General features: G+C 69.4%; 13 protein-coding genes. 4 read left to right on the top strand and 9 right to left on the bottom strand.

Features of this window, described 5'->3' with window-relative positions; translation table 11 throughout:
- Positions 1–9: 9 nt before the first annotated feature.
- The 5 genes from OG792_RS12890 to OG792_RS12910 all read right to left on the bottom strand — a co-directional run bounded on the left by OG792_RS12890 (position 10) and on the right by OG792_RS12910 (position 4,959).
- Positions 10–1,107 carry an ABC transporter ATP-binding protein gene (locus OG792_RS12890; protein ID WP_329109681.1) on the bottom strand — a complete coding sequence of 366 codons (1,098 nt, stop codon included), beginning with the start codon at positions 1,105–1,107 and terminating at the stop codon, positions 10–12.
- A complete protein-coding gene (locus OG792_RS12895; RefSeq protein ID WP_329109683.1) occupies positions 1,104–1,928 on the bottom strand; it encodes an ABC transporter permease in 825 nt (274 codons plus the stop codon). The genes OG792_RS12890 and OG792_RS12895 overlap by 4 nt, the downstream gene beginning before the upstream one ends.
- Positions 1,916–2,845, bottom strand: coding sequence for an ABC transporter permease (locus OG792_RS12900; RefSeq protein WP_329109684.1), 930 nt, complete (start codon positions 2,843–2,845; stop codon positions 1,916–1,918). The genes OG792_RS12895 and OG792_RS12900 overlap by 13 nt, the downstream gene beginning before the upstream one ends.
- Positions 2,846–2,851: 6 nt before the next feature.
- Positions 2,852–3,982, bottom strand: a complete 1,131-nt coding sequence (locus tag OG792_RS12905; protein WP_329109685.1) for an ABC transporter substrate-binding protein — start codon at positions 3,980–3,982, stop codon at positions 2,852–2,854.
- Positions 3,983–4,617: 635 nt separating this feature from the next.
- The gene (locus OG792_RS12910) at positions 4,618–4,959 is read right to left on the bottom strand and encodes a hypothetical protein (RefSeq protein WP_329109686.1); all 342 of its coding nucleotides are present in this window, start codon (positions 4,957–4,959) and stop codon (positions 4,618–4,620) included.
- A gap of 165 nt (positions 4,960–5,124) precedes the next feature.
- On the opposite strand from OG792_RS12910, the gene OG792_RS12915 reads away from it, so the two are divergent.
- On the top strand, positions 5,125–6,150 hold the full coding sequence (locus OG792_RS12915; protein ID WP_329109687.1) for a hypothetical protein: 1,026 nt from the start codon (positions 5,125–5,127) through the stop codon (positions 6,148–6,150).
- Positions 6,151–6,224: 74 nt separating this feature from the next.
- On the opposite strand, the gene OG792_RS12920 is transcribed toward OG792_RS12915, so the two are convergent.
- The 3 genes from OG792_RS12920 to OG792_RS12930 are packed head-to-tail and all read right to left on the bottom strand — an operon-like array spanning position 6,225 to position 10,807.
- On the bottom strand, positions 6,225–7,010 hold the full coding sequence (locus OG792_RS12920; RefSeq protein WP_329109688.1) for an alpha/beta fold hydrolase: 786 nt from the start codon (positions 7,008–7,010) through the stop codon (positions 6,225–6,227).
- Between the two features lie 57 nt (positions 7,011–7,067).
- Positions 7,068–8,051 (bottom strand): sigma-70 family RNA polymerase sigma factor, encoded by a 984-nt coding sequence (locus tag OG792_RS12925; RefSeq protein ID WP_329109690.1) that lies wholly within the window; start codon positions 8,049–8,051, stop codon positions 7,068–7,070.
- Between the two features lie 5 nt (positions 8,052–8,056).
- Positions 8,057–10,807: an AfsR/SARP family transcriptional regulator gene (locus OG792_RS12930; RefSeq protein ID WP_329109691.1), complete on the bottom strand. Its 2,751-nt coding sequence runs from the start codon at positions 10,805–10,807 to the stop codon at positions 8,057–8,059.
- Positions 10,808–10,966: 159 nt separating this feature from the next.
- Between OG792_RS12930 and OG792_RS12935 the strand changes: the two genes are divergently transcribed.
- Entirely contained in the window at positions 10,967–11,359 is a 393-nt protein-coding gene (locus tag OG792_RS12935) for a hypothetical protein (RefSeq protein WP_329109692.1), read from the top strand.
- Positions 11,360–11,551: 192 nt separating this feature from the next.
- Here the strand turns inward: OG792_RS12935 and OG792_RS12940 are convergent, their stop codons facing one another.
- Positions 11,552–12,442, bottom strand: a complete 891-nt coding sequence (locus OG792_RS12940) for a LysR family transcriptional regulator ArgP (protein WP_329111241.1) — start codon at positions 12,440–12,442, stop codon at positions 11,552–11,554.
- 75 nt (positions 12,443–12,517) lie between these two features.
- Between OG792_RS12940 and OG792_RS12945 the strand changes: the two genes are divergently transcribed.
- Positions 12,518–13,114, top strand: a complete 597-nt coding sequence (locus tag OG792_RS12945) for a LysE/ArgO family amino acid transporter (protein ID WP_329109693.1) — start codon at positions 12,518–12,520, stop codon at positions 13,112–13,114.
- Positions 13,115–13,275: 161 nt separating this feature from the next.
- Positions 13,276–16,122, top strand: a complete 2,847-nt coding sequence (locus OG792_RS12950) for a M36 family metallopeptidase (RefSeq protein ID WP_329109695.1) — start codon at positions 13,276–13,278, stop codon at positions 16,120–16,122.
- Positions 16,123–16,434: the final 312 nt, after the last annotated feature.

Here is a 16,434-nt window from a genome sequence, read left to right on the forward strand (position 1 = left end):
GTGCCGGGCTCAGGGGGCGAGGGTGACGGGGGAGGGGTGGAAATTGATGCGGACGGGGGTGCCCGGGGGGAGGGTGGGGAGGCGGGTGCTGGGGATTTGTGCGACCACGAGGGTCTCGTTGGGCATTGCGATGGTTACTCGGCTGATCGGGCCGAGGAAGCTGGCGGCGAGGACCCGTCCGTCGCCGTCCGGGTCGGCGACCACGTCGACCGCCTCCGGACGGACCAGCGCGGTCACCGGCGTGGTCGGGTCCGACGGTGCGTCGGCCGGCTCCACCAGCGGCAGCGTGGCTCCGAAGACCTCCACCGTGTCGCCGTTGACCCGGCCGGGCAGCCGGTTGCTGAGCCCGACGAAATCGGCCACGAACGCGCTCGCCGGACGCAGGTAGATCTCCGCCGGTGCGCCCAACTGCTCCAACCGGCCGCCGCGCATCACACCCACCCGGTCGGCCACCGCCAGCGCCTCCTCCTGGTCGTGGGTGACGAACAGGGTGGTGGTGCCGACCTCGATCTGGATCCGGCGGATCTCGTCGCGCAACTGGACCCGTACCTTCGCGTCCAGTGCCGAGAGCGGCTCGTCGAGCAGCAGCACCCGGGGCTGGATGGCGAGCGCGCGGGCGAGGGCCACCCGCTGTTGCTGGCCACCGGAGAGCTGGTGCGGGTACTTGTCGGCGTGGCCGCCGATGCCGACCAGGTCGAGCATGTCGCCGGCCCGCTCGCGCCGTACGGCGGCGGGGCGGCCGCGCAGCCGGAGCCCGAACTCCACGTTCTCCCGCGCGGTCAGGTGCGGGAACAGGCTGTACGCCTGGAAGACCATCCCCATGTCGCGCCGGTTGACCGGCCGATCCGTGATGTCCTCCCCGTCGACCAGGACCCGGCCCGAGTCGGCCTCCTCCAGGCCGGCGAGCACCCGCAACGCCGTGGTCTTGCCGCAGCCGGACGGGCCGAGCAGGGCGACCATCTCACCGGGGGCGAGTTCGAGGTCGAGTCCGTCCAGCGCGGAGGTGTTGCCGAACCGGCGGTGCAGCGAAACGAGTCGTACCGTGACGCCCTGACGGGCGCCGTCGCGGGCGCCGGGCGTGGCGGCGACGCTGGTGTTACCGGTCACCGTGTCTCCTTCGGGGAGGTCCGGCGTCGGCCGCCGCCGACGAGGGACAAGAGCATCAGTAGGACGAATGCGAGCACCAGCGCCGTCAACGAGACCGCGACCGACATCGTGGCGCTGCTCTTGCCGAGCAGGTTGATGGCGACCTGGAGATTGCTGCGGTTGAGCAGGGAGGCGATGGTGAACTCGCCCAGCACGAGCGCGACGGTGAGGAACGCGGCCGAGAGCACCGCCGAGCGGATGTTCGGCAGGACCACCCGCCAGATCACCGTCGCCCAGCTCGCGCCAAGACTCCGGGACGCCTCCGCGAGCGTACGCACGTCGATCGCGGAGAGCCCCGCGTCGATCGACCGGTACGCGTACGGCAGCACCAGGATCGTGTACGCGAAGGTGAGCGTGAGCGCGGAGCCGCCGAGGAAGTACGTGACCCACGCGTACACCGGGGCGAGCCCGACCACCAGCACGATCGCCGGGATGGTCAGCGGCAGCAGGCAGAGGAACTCCACCAGTCGACGCAGCCGGGGCAGCCGTAGCCGGACCCAGACGACGGTCGGGACCAGCAGCAGCAGGGTGAGCGCGACGGTGAGCAGCACCAGACCGAACGAGTTGGTGACACCGGTCAACAGGTCCGGGTAGGTCTCGCCGAGTTGGCCCCAGTCGACCAGTAGCTTCCAGGTGTCCAGCGTGATCGTGCCGTTCGGGCCACGGGTGGTGAATTCCAGCATCGCCAGCAGCGGCAGCAGGAAGAAGGTGCCGAGCAGCGTGACGATTGTCCAGCGGAAGGCCCGCTGGCGCCGGGCCCGGCGCTTGATCACCCCAGCCATCGTGAACTCCTTCGCTGTAGCACCGCGTAGAGCCACATCACCAGCGCGACCACCACGATCATGCCCAGCGCCATGGCCTTGCCCAGGTTCTGCTGGCCGAGGATGACCTCGCTGGTGAGCGCGCCACGGATCTGCAACGGGATGATCGGGCTGCCCTGGCTGACCAGCGCGGCGGCGGTGGCGTACGCCGAGAAGGCGTTGGCGAACAGCAGCAGCGTGGCGCCGAGGAACGGCGGGGCGAGCAGTGGCATCGCCACCAGCCGCCAGTACTGCCAGGTCGAGCCGCCCAGGCTCTCCGCCGCCTCCCGCCACTGTGGACGAATGCCGTCCAGCGCCGGCAGGAACACGATCACCATCAGCGGCACCTGGAAGTAGGTGTAGACCAGCAGCAGGCCGGGCAGCTCGAACAGCCACACCCCGTGGGAGAAGATGTCGATGCCGAGGTGGTCGCGCAGGAACAGGGTGGCGAACCCGCTCAGCCCGATGGTGGCCATGAACGCGAACGCCAGGGTGACCCCACCGAACTGGGCGAGCACGCCGGCCGCCGAGGTCACCACCCGCCGCAGCACCCCGTCCGGCTTCGCCGTGACCAGGGCGTACGCGAGCAGCGCGCCGAGCACCGCGCCGATCGCCGCGGTGACGGCGGAGAGCAGGATGCTGCGCCCGAAGGCTTCGAGAATGTACGAGGTGCCGACCGCCGACAGGTTGTCGAGGGTGAAGCCACCGTCGTCGCCGGTGAACGCGCCGATCACCACCACCAGGGTGGGTATCGCCAGGAACACCACGACGAACGCGAAGAACGGTACGACGCCGAGCAGGTCACGGCCCGGCAGGCCGCTCCGGCGCCGGTCGGCCGGGGCGGGCCGGACCCCGGGCGCGGGCGCCACGGGGTCCGGGTGTGGTGTGACGACGGTCATCGTCGCTCAGCCCACTGCCTTCGCCCAGTTCGTGGCCAGGCTCTCCTTGGCCTTCGCGGTCTGCGGGTCGGTGAGGAACACCGGCTCGCCGCTGGTGTTCGGCAGCTTGCCGTACGCGGCCTGGTCGATCGTGCCGGCCTTGCTCATCGCGTCGGCCCGGACCGGTCGGGCGCCACCGCCGAGCCACAGGTTCTGGCCCTCGTCGGAGTAGAGGAACTCCTGCCACAGCCGAGCGGCGGCCGGGTGCGGCGCGTCCTTGCTGATCGCCTGTACGTAGTACGAGCCGACGACGGCGTTGGCCGGAACGACGGTCTTCCAGTCGATCTTGCCCTGGAGCTTGGCGCCCTGGGCGACGTTCAGGTAGTCCCAGTCGATGACGACCGGGGTCTGGCCGGACTCGATGGTGGTCGGGGTCGGGTCGACCGGCAGGAAGTTGCCGGCCTTCTTGAGCTGGCCGAAGAAGTCGACACCCTTGCTGATGTCGTCGGCCGAGCCGCCGTTGCCCAGTGCCGCCATGACCACGCCGCTGAACGCCGCACCGGCCTGGGTCGGGTCGCCGTTGAGCGCGACCTTGCCCTTGAACTCCGGCTTGAGCAGGTCGGCGACGCTGGTCGGCGCGGGGACCTTGCTGCTGTCGTAGCCGATCGACATGTAGCCGCCGTAGTCGTTGACCCAGGTGCCGTTGGCGTCCTTCAGCGCGGCCGGGATGTCCTCCCAGGTCGCCACCTTGTACGGGGCGAACATCGAGGTGTTGGCCGACGCCACGGCGCCGCTGAGGTCGAACACGTCCGGAGCGGTGTCTTGGCCCTTGAGCTGGTTCGCCGCGTTGATCTCGTCCTGGCTGGAGGCGTCCGGCTGGGCCGAGTTGACCTTGATTCCGTACTTCGTGCCGAACGCCTTGATGATCTCGCCGTAGTTGGCCCAGTCCGGCGGCAGCGCGATCACGTTGAGCTGCCCCTCCTTCTTGGCCTCCTCAACGAGCTTGTCGAGTCCGCCCAGGTCGGTCACGCTGACGGCCTTGGCCGCGTCGCTGCTCGACCCCGCGCTTTCCTTCTCCGGGGGCGAGCACGCGGCAATGGCGAGCGCCGTGGTGGACACCGCCAGTAGCGCAACTGTTCGGGCAACCGAGATTCGCACACTTCCTCCTTCTACGCCGGGTCCGGCGTTCGACCAGCACGGACTGCGCCCTTTTCGGCAGTTGTACGGTCGTGACTGGCCCCGAACATCATGCCCGGCCGCAATCGTCCGACCACCGTGGCAAATTGACGCCCCGATGAACGTACGGCGCTGTCCAGTGGAACGATCGGCGCTGGAGTGGTGGATGTGCGAGCTATCGGTGTCCCGCTCGCCGACTGACCGGAATTGCCACCCGGTCCGGCGGCCCGCAAAGGAGAAGGGGTGCCACCAGGGAGTACGGGCGCTACCCGTCCTCCGTGTGCATCATTGCCCTTTCGTGGGCGCTCAGGTTGTAACGGGCGTCACAGGTCCGGCGTTGTCGCTGTCGACGGGTGTCGCCGTTGTCGCGGTGTCATTCTCGATAGGGCGCGGATAGGCCGTACGGGCACGCGGGCGGCGGGCGGCCGTTCTGCCGACGAGCGCGGTGCCGATGACGAATTCGGACGACCTTTTGGTCGGTGCTGCCATGTTGATTCTCCTCGCTCGGTCAATTCCCACGGGGCACCCATCATCCATAGTGGACAGAACGGCCGGATTGCGTTCGGCCCCCCGCATCCGGGAGATCGCCGGCAGCCTGCCGGTCACACGGCGGGCGGTCAGCGCCAGAACACCGCCACTGCGGCGTTGGCCAGCGTCAACACGATGATTCCGAGGAAGTGCCCCCGGTTGACGGCGTCCCGCTTGCGGGAGAAGAACACCATCACGAAGATCGCCAGCGCGATCAGCAGCTTGGTGAGAAGCTTCGCCGGCGACGGTTCGTCGCCGTCGCGCAGCGGTGCCGCGAGCCCCAGGCCGGAGAGCAGTTGGATGCCCGCGCCCCAGAGCATCGCGGGATTGATCCGCAGTACGCCGCTCGCGTACTGCGCGATCGAACCGCCCAGCAGCAGGGCGAAACCGATCAGGTGGACATAGAGCAGCACCAGGCGTAGGGGTTCCACGCCCGACATTGTTCCCCATCCATGACCATCGCGATGCCCCGGCTCGCGGCCGTCGATCCGAACCCGGCGAGCCGGGGGTGGAGGGGCCCGAGTAGACCGAAGTCGCGACGGTACGAGACTTCGGTTCGTAGTGTGCGTACCGGGTGGGAATCCAGACTCGTCGGTATGACCCAGGAGTCCCCGCCGGCCGCTCCGGTCCGGCCACCCCGGTTCGGTCGGCGCCTACTGCCCGTACTCGGGCTCGTCCTGCTCTCGCCCTGGGTGGCGGAGTACCTAGTGGGCAGCCACAGCGTCCGTGACCTACCGCTGATCGTCTTCCTGGTGCCGATGTACGGCGGCGGCGCGCTGCTGATCCGCGAGGTGGCCCGGCGTACCGGTCGGGGCTGGCCGACGATGCTGCTGCTCGGGCTCGCCTACGGTGTCATCGAGGCGGGACTGCTCGACCAGTCGCTGTTCAACCCCGACTACGCGGGCGAGGACTTCCAGAGCGTCGCCCACATTCCCGGCCTGCGGATCAGTGGCTACTTCGGGCTGCTGTTCGTGACCGGACACGCCATCTGGAGCATCGGCGTACCGATCGCCATCATCGAGTCCCTGGTTCCCCACCGCAGCACCACCCCGTGGCTGCGTACGCCGGGCCTGGTGGCGACCGCCGGCCTGTACCTCCTCGGCGGCGGCATCATCTACGCCGACCTCCAGCGGACCGAGGGGTTCAGCGCCAGCCCGCTCCAGTTCACCGTGGCGGCGACGCTGGCAGTCATCTTCGTCGTGGCCGCGTTCCGGGTGCCGAACCGGCCGACCGAGCCCGCCGCTCGGGCGCCGAAGCGCCGGATCCTGGTCCTGCTGATCGCCCTCGTCGCGTCCCGACTGCTGTGGATCCACGAGAGCTGGTTCGGTGTCGGGCTCAGCGTCGCCCTGCTCGTCACCGCGGCCTGGCTGGTCGCCCGGTGGGCGCGCAGTCCGCAGTGGTCCCGGGGACACCGGCTGGCGTTGGCCGCCGGTGCGCTGCTCACCCAGGCATGGGACGGCTTCCACCTGAGCCCGTGGCGACCCGTCTCACCGACCGAGGAGCTGATCGGCGACATTTTCTTCACGGTCGTCGCGATCACGCTGATCCTGCTGACCATCCGGCGGCTGCGGCGGGACGAGCGACCGTGGGCCGAGCGGGCGCCGCTGCCGGCCAGCGGGTGAACGGAACGGGGCGCCGCTTCCACACCCGGATCGACCAGCCAGCGACAGGGCATGCTCGCTGGCGACGTCCGTGTCTACCGGGTCGGCGCCGGACGCAGCGCGGCCGGTGGATCGGCGCCCGCCACATGGGCACGCACCATCTCGGCGAACAGGTCCGGGGCCTCGACCACCCAGCCGTGCCCGACCCCGGGTGCGATCCGGGCCCGCGCGTCGGGAAAGGCGTACGCGAGTTTCGGCAGCGATCGCAGGATGAGTTCCTGCTCGTGCTCGCCCGCGACCGCGAGTAGCCGGCGCGGTGACGTGGCCGCGGTGGCGGGCACCCGGAACGCCAGCGCCTCGCCCCCGACCCGTCGGAATGTCCCCCGCGCCACCGCCCGAGCCGAGGCCGCGTACTCGTCGAAGTCCTCGGCCGGCACCCGGAACGCCCTGGCGCTGGCCCGCAGCATCGGACCGGTGGTCATGAACGGCGACATCACCAGATTGCCCAGCCGGATCAGCCTCGGCCGGGAAGACGGCAGCACGTTGACCCCGCTGACCAGGGCGCTCTCGACCACGTCCGGCCGGTCGGCGGCGAGCTGCACGGTGACGTACCCGCCCAGGGAGAGCCCGACGACGTGTGCCCGGCCCCCCGGCACCCGGGACCTGATCAGCTCCGCGACCGCGTCGGCGGAGTCGGCCACCGACACCCACGGTCGGCCACGGCTGCGCCCGTGACCGGGCAGGTCCGGCAGCAGGAGATGCAGGTCGTGGCCGAGTACGGCGGCCAACCGGTGCCACATCCAGCCGGTCGTACCCAGCCCGTGCAGCAGCACCACGGCCGGCGCGTGCCCGGTGCCCCTCTCATCGACAAATATCGTCATCCGTCAATTGTTCCAGGCCCGCCGGCGGACTCCGCGTCGAGGTGCCGGTTCCTCGGGCTATTTCGGCACCTCGTCGGGGAGGCCGAACCGGCCGAAGATCTCCGGCAGGAGGAACGAGACGACCCCGGCGATCCTCGTACCCCGGAACTCGACCAGGTCCAGTCCCGCCGCCACGAACACGCCCCGCTCGTCGTCCCACAGATAGGTGCCGTACGCGAGCTGCCCGTTCGCGTACGCCGGCAGGAACCGCCACCGCAGGGTCAGCGGCTTCTCGACCAGGAACGCCCTGATCCGGTCGGGTCCGTCGTACCACTGCGCCAGCGGTGGCATGGAGTACCTGGCGTCGTCGGTCAGCATCGCCACGATCGCCTCCACGTCGCCGTTCTCCCACGCGGCCGCGTACCGGTCGGCCAGCCGCCGTACGGTCGGATCGCCCAACGTGGCCAGGGTCGCCTGCTGGCTGACCCGCGGTCCCCGGTCGTCGAGCACCCGGCGTGCCCGTTGCAGGGCGCTGTTGACCGCCGCGACCGTGGTGTCCAGCAGGTCGGCGACCTCACGCGCGGAGAAACCGAGCACCTCGCGCAGGATCAGCACCGCCCGCTGCCCGGCCGACAGGTGCTGGAGCGCGGCGACGAAGGCCAGCTCGACACCCTCGCGGGCGACGTAGCGCGCCTCCGGCCCCCGGTCCGCCCAGCCGATTCTCGCGTCCGGGTACGGCTCCAGCCACACGGTCTCCGCCAGCCGTACGGCACCGGGGCTGAGGTCGGTCGGCAGTTCCCGGCGACGTCGGCGCTCGATCAGCGTCAGGCAGCGGTTGGTGGCGATCCGGTACAGCCACGGCCGGATCGGGCCACGGTCGTCGAACCGTCCCAGGGCCTGCCAGGCGCGTACCAGCGATTCCTGCATCACGTCCTCGGCGTCGTGCACCGACCCGAGCATCCGGTAACAGTGCGTCTGCAACTCGTTCCGGTACGGATCGACCAGTTGCCCGAAGGCGTCCGGGTCACCCGAACGCGCCGCCGCCAACAGTTTCGTCTCCACCAGCCCTACCTGTGCATCCGGGATCGGACATCGGCTGCGCGGTCGCTGCCGAGTTGTTCGTACAGGTCCACGGCCCGATTCCACGCCGTCGTCGCCGCGTCCCGATCGAATTCGTGGTGAATGTCGCCGAGCAGATCCCATCCGCGCGCCTCGCGCAGTCTGTTCCGGATGGCCACCGCCAGCTCGATCTCGGCGGTCGCATGGGACCGGGCCTCGTCGGGTCGTCCCCGGAGATGGTAGAGATAGGCAAGGTTGTGGTGGGCGAAACACGCCACATACTGGTCGTGGGTGTCCACCGCGAGCGCGAGTGCGAGGTGGAACTCGCGCTCCGCGTCGGCGTACCGTTCCTGCCGGCCGTAGAGGGTGCCGAGGCTGATGTGCGAGCGAGAGCCGTTTCCCGGGTCGTTCATGTATTCGGGAACCGAGAGAGCCCTACGGTGGTGCTGCTCCGCGAGTTCCAGCTCGCCGACGCTCTGGTAGTAGACGCCGAGCTGATCTTCACAGATCGCCATCCCGATCTGGCTGCCGACCGTACGGAACAGTAGGTGCGCCCGCTCGTAGTGCAGCTTGGTGAGTGGATCCCGGAGGCTGTCGTCGTGGTGTGCGGATGCCAGGCATTCGAGTAACAGGGCCTCCGCGAGCTGGTCCCCGATCAGGCGGGCGCTCTCCACGCCCGCCGCGCTGACGGCGTACCGGTCATCGGACCGGTGCCTCAGACGAAGGTACGGACGGAGCAGGTAGGCGACCTGCCAGACCTCCTCGTGTAGTCCCGCGGCGGCGAAGGCCGGCAGTGCGGCCACGATGTTGTCCACCTCGTTGTCGAGCCAGGCCAGCGTCGCTACCTCGTCGGGAAATGGTCTGGCCGGCGCGACCACGATTGGAAGATGGTGCAACGAGCCGCCGTGGACGAAGTCCCGGCTGACACACATCGTCGCGATGTAATGTCCGACGAGCCGACCCAGCGCGTCACGGTAGCCATCACCGGGACCGCTCGCGGATTGGTCAGCGGCGAACGACCTCACGAGATCGTGCATGCGGTAGCGGGCACCGTCGGACCGACCGGAATATTCACCCGTGACCAGACCTGCCCGATCGAGTTCGGCGAGCGCGTCAACGGCGGACCTGTGCTCCGCCGCCACCAGCGGCACGCAGACGGCCAGGTCGAAACGAGCGATGCCCAGCCGGCCGAGGTAGGCCAGGAGCGTGGCGGCGATCGGGCTCAGCCGCCGATAGCTGAGCATGAAGGAACTGCGAACGTTGAGGTCACCGAGATGCAACTCGTCCATCGGATTGCCGGACTCCTTTAGGAGGCCGACCAGCTGGCTCGGACCGGGTGCGTTCCGTGACCGCAGCCGGCCGGCGACGATGCGGATCGCCAGGGGCAGCCCGCCGCACCAGCGGATCAGGTCCGCGACCCCGGTGAGGTCGGCGAGAACACGCGGGCCGACCTCCGCTCGCAGCAGTTCGATTCCCTCGCGGTCGGTGAGCGGATCCAGTTCGAGGACGTGTGTCCGTTCCAGCCCGGACAGTGCGCGCCGCGAGGTCACGATGACCGCGCAGCCCGGACCACCGGGTATCAGCGGACGGACCTGCGGCTCGTCGTCGGCGTTGTCGAGCACGATGAGCAGGCGCAGGGTGGCCGTCATCGTCCGGTACAGACCGAGCCGGGCGGTACGTCCCTGTGGCAGTTCGGGACCTTGAACCCCCAGCGCACGCAGGAGCGCACCCAGCACCGCATGGGGCGACAGTGGCTTGGTGTCGGTGCCACGCAGGTCGGCGAAGACGCAGCCGTCCGGGTACGCATCAAGGACCGAGTTCGCCGCCCAGACCGCGATGCTCGTCTTGCCGAGTCCGCCGAGGCCGGAGATGCCGACCACCACCGGGGACGTGGCGGGCCGGCTGATGAGTGCCTCGACGAGCTGTGCCCGCTCGGTGGCCCGACCGACGAAGGATGCGAACAGCGGCGGCAACTGGTTCAGGGCGCCACCGGTGTGCGGGGCCGGTGCCGCGCCGCCGAGAGCGCCGGGCGTTCCGACCAGGATGCGCCGGTGCAGCAACTGCAACGCCTCGCCCGGCTCGACTCCCAACTCGGCGACGAACCGGTTCCGGGTCCGGCGGTACAGGTCCAACGCGTCCGCCCGGCGGCCGCTGCGGTGCAGGGCGAGCATGAGTTGGGCGCGAATGCCCTCCCCGTAGGGACGGGCGTTCATGAGTTCGGTGAGGACCTCCACCATCTCCCGGTGCCGGCCGAGGTCCAGCTCGGTCTCCGTCCACCGTTCCTGGACCGACAACCGTTGCTGTTCGAGCCGGTCGGCCTCGGCGGCCACCGGCTCGCAGTCGAGGAACCCGTCGAACGCGGGTCCCCGCCAGAGATCGAGCGCCGAGCGCAGGCCCAGGTTGGCGTCCTCCGTCCGGGCCTGGTCGAGGTCGTGCCTGGCGTGTGTCACGAGCGCGCGGAACCGGGCGGCATCCACCTCGTCATCCGAGGTGGACAGTGAGTAGCCGGCCGGGTGGCTGGTAATCCGCTCCGGCCCGAGCGCGAGACGCAGCCGGTGAACGTACTGGTGGATGTTTGATCGTGCGGATCGGGGCGGCCGGTCACCCCAGACGCCGGAGAGCAACTCGTCGATCGACACGACCTGTGGTGCGCGGGCCAGCAGGATCGCCAGCAGCAGCGTGGGTTTGTGGCCGGGCTGGAGGTCGACGGTCTTGCCGGCACGCGTCACCGACAGTGGGCCGAGCACCTGGAATTCCACTGCGACCCCTCGATCGTCGTGGTGACCACTCACCCGGATCCTGTCGACGCCAGATCACTGTCCGCGTTGTAGCGGAAATGTAGCCGACAGTTCGAAGATTTCTCAAGGTAGTCGCTGACAGGTGACTGACAATCACCAGAGTCGTTCGGAGGCACAGTAATGTCGAAGCGTTCCATCATTGCCGCGTTCACGATGGCGGCAGCAATCGGGTCCACTCTGCTATTCGCGTCGCCCGCTTCCGCCGCCAATGTCTTCCGCTGTCCGGGGGCGGGCTCCGATCCGGGCTCCAAGTGCACCAAGGTCATCGGCATCGATCCCGGCAGCTCATTGACCGTGCGTAACGGGCCGGGTACCAACTACCCGCGGGCCACGGGTCCGTGGTCCTCATTCCCCAACGGTGCGACGGTCGAGCTGATGTGTTGGTCAACCGGGACTCCGGTCTACAGTTACGACATCTGGGTCCGGCTGGACATCCCGGCGGCACAGCAGCACTGGGTCAGTGACTACTACCTCGACACCGGCTACGTACAGAACGTTCTCCCTCACTGCTGACAGGGGCGCCTGTTCGGTCGGACCGGAGTTGCGAATTCGAGCGGGAGATCCGGCATCCGTCGGAACTCCCGCTCTCCACTCCTTTCGGTAGTGGTGATGGCGCGACCGGGTCGGCTGCCGCGTCATCAACGTTGTCGATGCGGGTCCACTGGCCCGTCTCGGCCTGCGTCGCTACCCGTCGAGCTGGCCGCCTCAGCGCAGTGCCTCCGCGGCTGCCGCCCGGACGGCCCCGGTCAGGATGGTCAACGCCGTCGACTCCAGTCGCCAGGACTGCCAGTAGAGGGGCACGTCGAGATGCCGGCCGGGGGAGATGTCGACCAGCCGGCCGGTCGCCATGTCCTCCCGGGCGATCCGTTCGGGCACCATGGCCCAGCCCAGCCCGAGCCGGATCGCCTCGATGAACGCCGACACCGCCGGCACATAGTGGGTCGGTGGGTCGAGCCGCCGTCGGGTCAGCCCGCCGGCGAAACGGTGTTGCAACTCGTCCTTGCGGTCGAGGCGGACCATCGGCGCGGTGGCCAGCGCCGAGACGGTGTCGGTTCCCGCGAAGTGGGCGCGGTGCAACTCGGGCGAGGCCATGGCCAGGTAGCGCATGGCGCCGAGCCGGTGCACCCGACACCCCTGGACGGCGACCCGCTGCGCGGTCACCGCCGCCATCACCGTTCCGTCGCGGAGCAGGTCCGCGGTGTGGTCCTGGTCGTCCTGGTGCAGGTCGAAGCAGTACGCGAGGTCCGTCGGCAGTTGCGCGAGTGCGCGCAGGAACCAGGTGGCGAGCGAGTCGGCGTTCACCACCACCGCGATCCGGGTACGGGGTTGCCGCCCGGCCAGCGGACCGCGCGCGGCGTCCAGTGCCTCCCGCTCCAGCAGGGCGAGTTGTCCGGCCAACCGGACCAGGGGCCGACCCGCCTCGGTGGGTTGGCACGGTTTCGTACGCCGGACCAGCACCTGCCCGGCGGCCTGTTCCAGCGCCTTGATCCGTTGGCTGACCGCCGACGGGGTGATGTGCAGCGCGCGGGCCGCGCCTTCGAAGCTGCCCTCGTCGACCACCGACTGGAGGGTGGCCAACTGGCCGGAGTCGAGCACCATGTTAAGAGATTCTAACGATGCATGATTTTCTTTAGCTGGAGTGTGCTCGGGCCGATCCGTACCGTCGGCCCGATGCTTACCTCGACGCTCGCCGGCTTCACCGCCGCCATCGGGCTCATCGCCGCCATCGGCGCCCAGAACGCGTTCGTCCTCCGTCAGGGGCTGCGCCGGCAGCACGTGCTTCCGGTGGTGCTGACCTGCGCGGTGTCGGACGCGCTGCTGATCGCCGTCGGGATCGCCGGACTCGGAGCGGTGATCGCGGAGCATCCGACGATCGCCGGTACGGTCCGCTGGGCCGGTGCCGCGTTCCTGCTGTGTTACGCCGTGTTCGCCGCCCGGCGGGCGCTGCGCCCCGGCACGCTGACGCCGACCGACCGTCAACCGGTCGCGCTGGGTACGACGATCGCGACGTGTCTGGCCTTCACCTACCTGAACCCGCACGTGTACCTGGACACGGTGCTGCTGCTGGGCACGGTCGCCAACCGGTACGACAACCGTTGGCTGTTCGGGTCCGGCGCCGTCCTGGCCAGCGTGGTCTGGTTCACCGCGCTCGGCTTCGGTGCGCACCGGCTCGCCCCGCTGCTGGCCCGGCCCGGCGCCTGGCGGGTGGTGGACGGGCTGGTAGCCGTCCTGATGGCGGCCCTCGCGGTCACCCTGCTCCGCGGGTGACCGAGGTCGATGTCCGTGGTGGTACGTCCGGGTGGGCGCGGGTCCGACAGCCGTAGCACAAGACATTGATGATTTTGAACATCCGTCGGACGACCGATCGTGAAGTGATCCGTACCGTCAGTGAAATCCCTGTGTGATCTCCAGCAACGAAGGGAGCACCGGTGCAGCCATTTCCCCATCTCATCCCGGTCCGCCGCCACGCCGCATTTCTGCTGGTCACCGCACTCGTGGCGGCCCTGGTGCCGATGACGGCGCAGCCCGCCTCGGCCGCACCGGACAACACCACGGGCGACTCCGGTACGGACGGTCGCAACGCGTTGTTCCTCACCGGCCCGAACCAGGGCAAGCCCGAGAACATCGCGATCGAGCACCTGCGCGCGAACCCCGCCCGGTACGGGGTGACCACCGCCGACCTCGGCGACCTCGTCGTCTCCTCCAGTTACACCAGCGAACACAACGGGGTCACCCACGTCAACCTGTCCCAGCGGTTCCGAGAACTGGAGGTCTTCGGGGCGACCGCCACGGTCAGCATCGCCCGCGACGGCAGCGTCGTCTTCGTCGGCCACACCCTGGCCCCCGGCCTGGCCGACAGGCCCTCCGGCAGTGCGGTGCTGGACGCTCCCGCCGCGGTGCAGGCGGCGGCCGAGGCGCTCGACCTGCCCGAACCGGCCGCTCCGCAGGTGCTCGACCGCAGCACCGGCCCGGCCCGACGCACAGTGGTCTCCGGTGCCGGCGTCTCGGAGCAGCCGATCCCGGCCCGGCTCGGTTGGCAGCGGACCGACGACGGACTGCGGCTCGCCTGGCAGCTGGTGATCGACGAGTCCGCCGAGGCGCACCTCTGGAACGCCACCGTCGACGGCACCACCGGTGCCCTGCTGAACGTGGACGACTGGACCACGCACGACGCGCCCGAGCAGCTGGCCGACACCCTGGGCCGCCGCACCGGTACGAGCGGCCACGGTCCGACCCGCCCGGTCGACGTCAAACCGCAGTTGCCGCCGGTCCGGGTGAACGACGGTTCGAGCTACCGGGTCTTCACGTTTCCGAAGAACGACCCGAACGAGGGTCCACGCAGCCGGATCACCAACCCGGCCGACGCGTTCGCCTCCCCGTACGGCTGGCACGACACCGACGGGGTGGCCGGCGCGGAATCGAGCACCACGCAGGGCAACAACGTCCGCGCGTACGCCGATCGCGACGCGAACAACCAGCCCGACCCGAACAGCGTGCCCGACGGCGGCCCCGGTCTCGACTTCGACTTCCCGGCCGACCTGAACCAGCAGCCGCAGACCTACACCGACGCCGCCGTGGCGAACCTCTTCTACTGGTGCAACGTCGTGCACGACCTGACCTACCGGTACGGCTTCAACGAGGTCGGCGGCAACTTCCAGGTCAACAACTACGAGCGCGGTGGCGTCGGCGGGGACGACGTCCGGTGCGAGGCGCAGGACGGCTCCGGCCAGAACAACGCCAACTTCTCCACCCCGGCGCAGGACGGTGGCGCCCCCCGGATGCAGATGTTCCTCTGGCCGGGCAACCAGTTCGGGCTGCCGAACGCGGTGACCGTCGGCTCCGGGCCGGCGGCCGGCACCTACCAGGCCGAGTACGCCCGCTTCACCCCCGCCCCGACCAACACCGGCTTCGGCGGCCAGGTCGTCTCGGTGGACGACGGTGTCGACGCGGTGGGCGACGGCTGCACCCCGTACAGCCTGCCGGCGGGGTCGATCGCGCTGGTCGACCGTACCGGCACCTGCAACTACTACACCCAGGTCGTCAACGCCGAGGCCGCCGGTGCGGTCGCGGTGGTCGTCGCCAACAACGTCGCGGGCGCCCCCGTGGTGATGAACGGTTCGATGAACCCACCGGTCGGCATCCCGGCCGTGATGGTGAGCCAGGCCGACGCCGCCGCCCTGCGGGCGAGTCTGCCGGCGTCGGGGCGGGTGCACCGCAACGTCGACCGGCCGGCGATGCGCGACGCCGCCTTCCGGTCCGAGACGATCTTCCACGAGTACGGACACGGCGTCTCGAACCGGCTGACCGGCGGCCCGAACGTCAACTGCCTCAGCGGCCAGGAGCAGATGGGCGAGGGCTGGAGCGACTTCCTCGCCATCGTGTCGCTGATCAACCCCGATCTCGACGACCCCGAGGGCCCGCGCGGCTACGGCCAGTACGCCCAGTTCGCCGACAGCCGCTCGGGTGACGGCTTCCGGCCCCGGCCGTACTCGCGGAACATGGAGATCCAGCCGTTCACCTACGACAGCATCAAGACCGGTGCCTGGCTGGACGGCACCTCACTGGCCGCGCCGCACGGCATCGGCCACGGCTGGGCCGCCGTGCTCTGGGACATGACCTGGGACCTGATCGACCGGCACGGTCTCAACCGCAACGCGTACGGCCGCTGGAACACCGGCGGCAACAACCTCGCCATGCAACTCGTCATCGACGGGTTGAAGATCCAGGGCTGCGCACCCGGTTTCGTGGTCGCCCGGGACGCGATCATCGCCGCCGACGCGGCGCTGACCGGGGGCGAGAACAACTGCACCCTGTGGGCCTCCTTCGCCCGCCGGGGCCTCGGCTACAGCGCCGTACAGGGCACCACCGGCCGGGACGACAACTCCGGCGCGTACGACACGCACCCGTCGTGTGAGCGGCCGTTCTCGAACCGGTCCGCGAAGCCGGCGCTCAACAGCGTGAAGGCGGGCTCCACCGCCCCGATGCAGTTCAATCTCGGCCGTTACCGTGGCCGGGACATTCTCGCCAGCAATTCGCCCTACTCCCGGCTGGTCGACTGCGCGACCCTGGCCACGGTCAACCCGGACGGGACGATCACGCCGGGGCCGTTGCCGGTGAAGGCGGAGACGCCCGGCCGCTCGAAGCTTGAGGCGAGCGGGCACGACCGCTACACCTATCCGTGGAAGACGGAACGGGACTGGGCCGGAACCTGCCGCGAGTTCGTCCTCTCGCTCGACGACGGCAAGCAGTTCCGCACGTACGTCCAGTTCCGCTGAAATATCAGGGCAACCGGTCCTCGGTTCGAAAAGTTCAGGAGAGATCAAAAGGCCAACTAGCTGGCCAAATATAAGATCACAGGTGTTAAGGAGAATCAGCCTGGCGGCAGGACGGTGAACTTCATTCCGAAAGAGGAAGACAAGTAACGGGAGGGGCAAGCGATGCTTGCCCCTCCCGTCTTTCTGTTCCCTGATCAGATTGCCTTGTCTGCGGAACAACCGTTGTAGGGGTTGGTGGATCTCAGTGCATGCTGCTGATGAAATTGCTCCAGCCCGCAGGGCTGATGCTCAGAACCGGTCCGGTCTGATCCT

The organism is Micromonospora sp. NBC_01699 (assembly GCF_036250065.1).
GTDB lineage: Bacteria > Actinomycetota > Actinomycetes > Mycobacteriales > Micromonosporaceae > Micromonospora_G.

What these genes read in the sequence shown, in the direction of transcription:
- OG792_RS12895 (WP_329109683.1), bottom strand. Translation starts at nt 1,928, where the DNA reads ATGGCTGGGGTGATCAAGCGCCGGGCCCGGCGCCAGCGGGCCTTCCGC.
- OG792_RS12900 (WP_329109684.1), bottom strand. Translation starts at nt 2,845, where the DNA reads ATGACCGTCGTCACACCACACCCGGACCCCGTGGCGCCCGCGCCCGGG.
- OG792_RS12915 (WP_329109687.1), top strand. Translation starts at nt 5,125, where the DNA reads ATGACCCAGGAGTCCCCGCCGGCCGCTCCGGTCCGGCCACCCCGGTTC.
- OG792_RS12920 (WP_329109688.1), bottom strand. Translation starts at nt 7,010, where the DNA reads ATGACGATATTTGTCGATGAGAGGGGCACCGGGCACGCGCCGGCCGTG.
- OG792_RS12935 (WP_329109692.1), top strand. Translation starts at nt 10,967, where the DNA reads ATGTCGAAGCGTTCCATCATTGCCGCGTTCACGATGGCGGCAGCAATC.
- OG792_RS12945 (WP_329109693.1), top strand. Translation starts at nt 12,518, where the DNA reads ATGCTTACCTCGACGCTCGCCGGCTTCACCGCCGCCATCGGGCTCATC.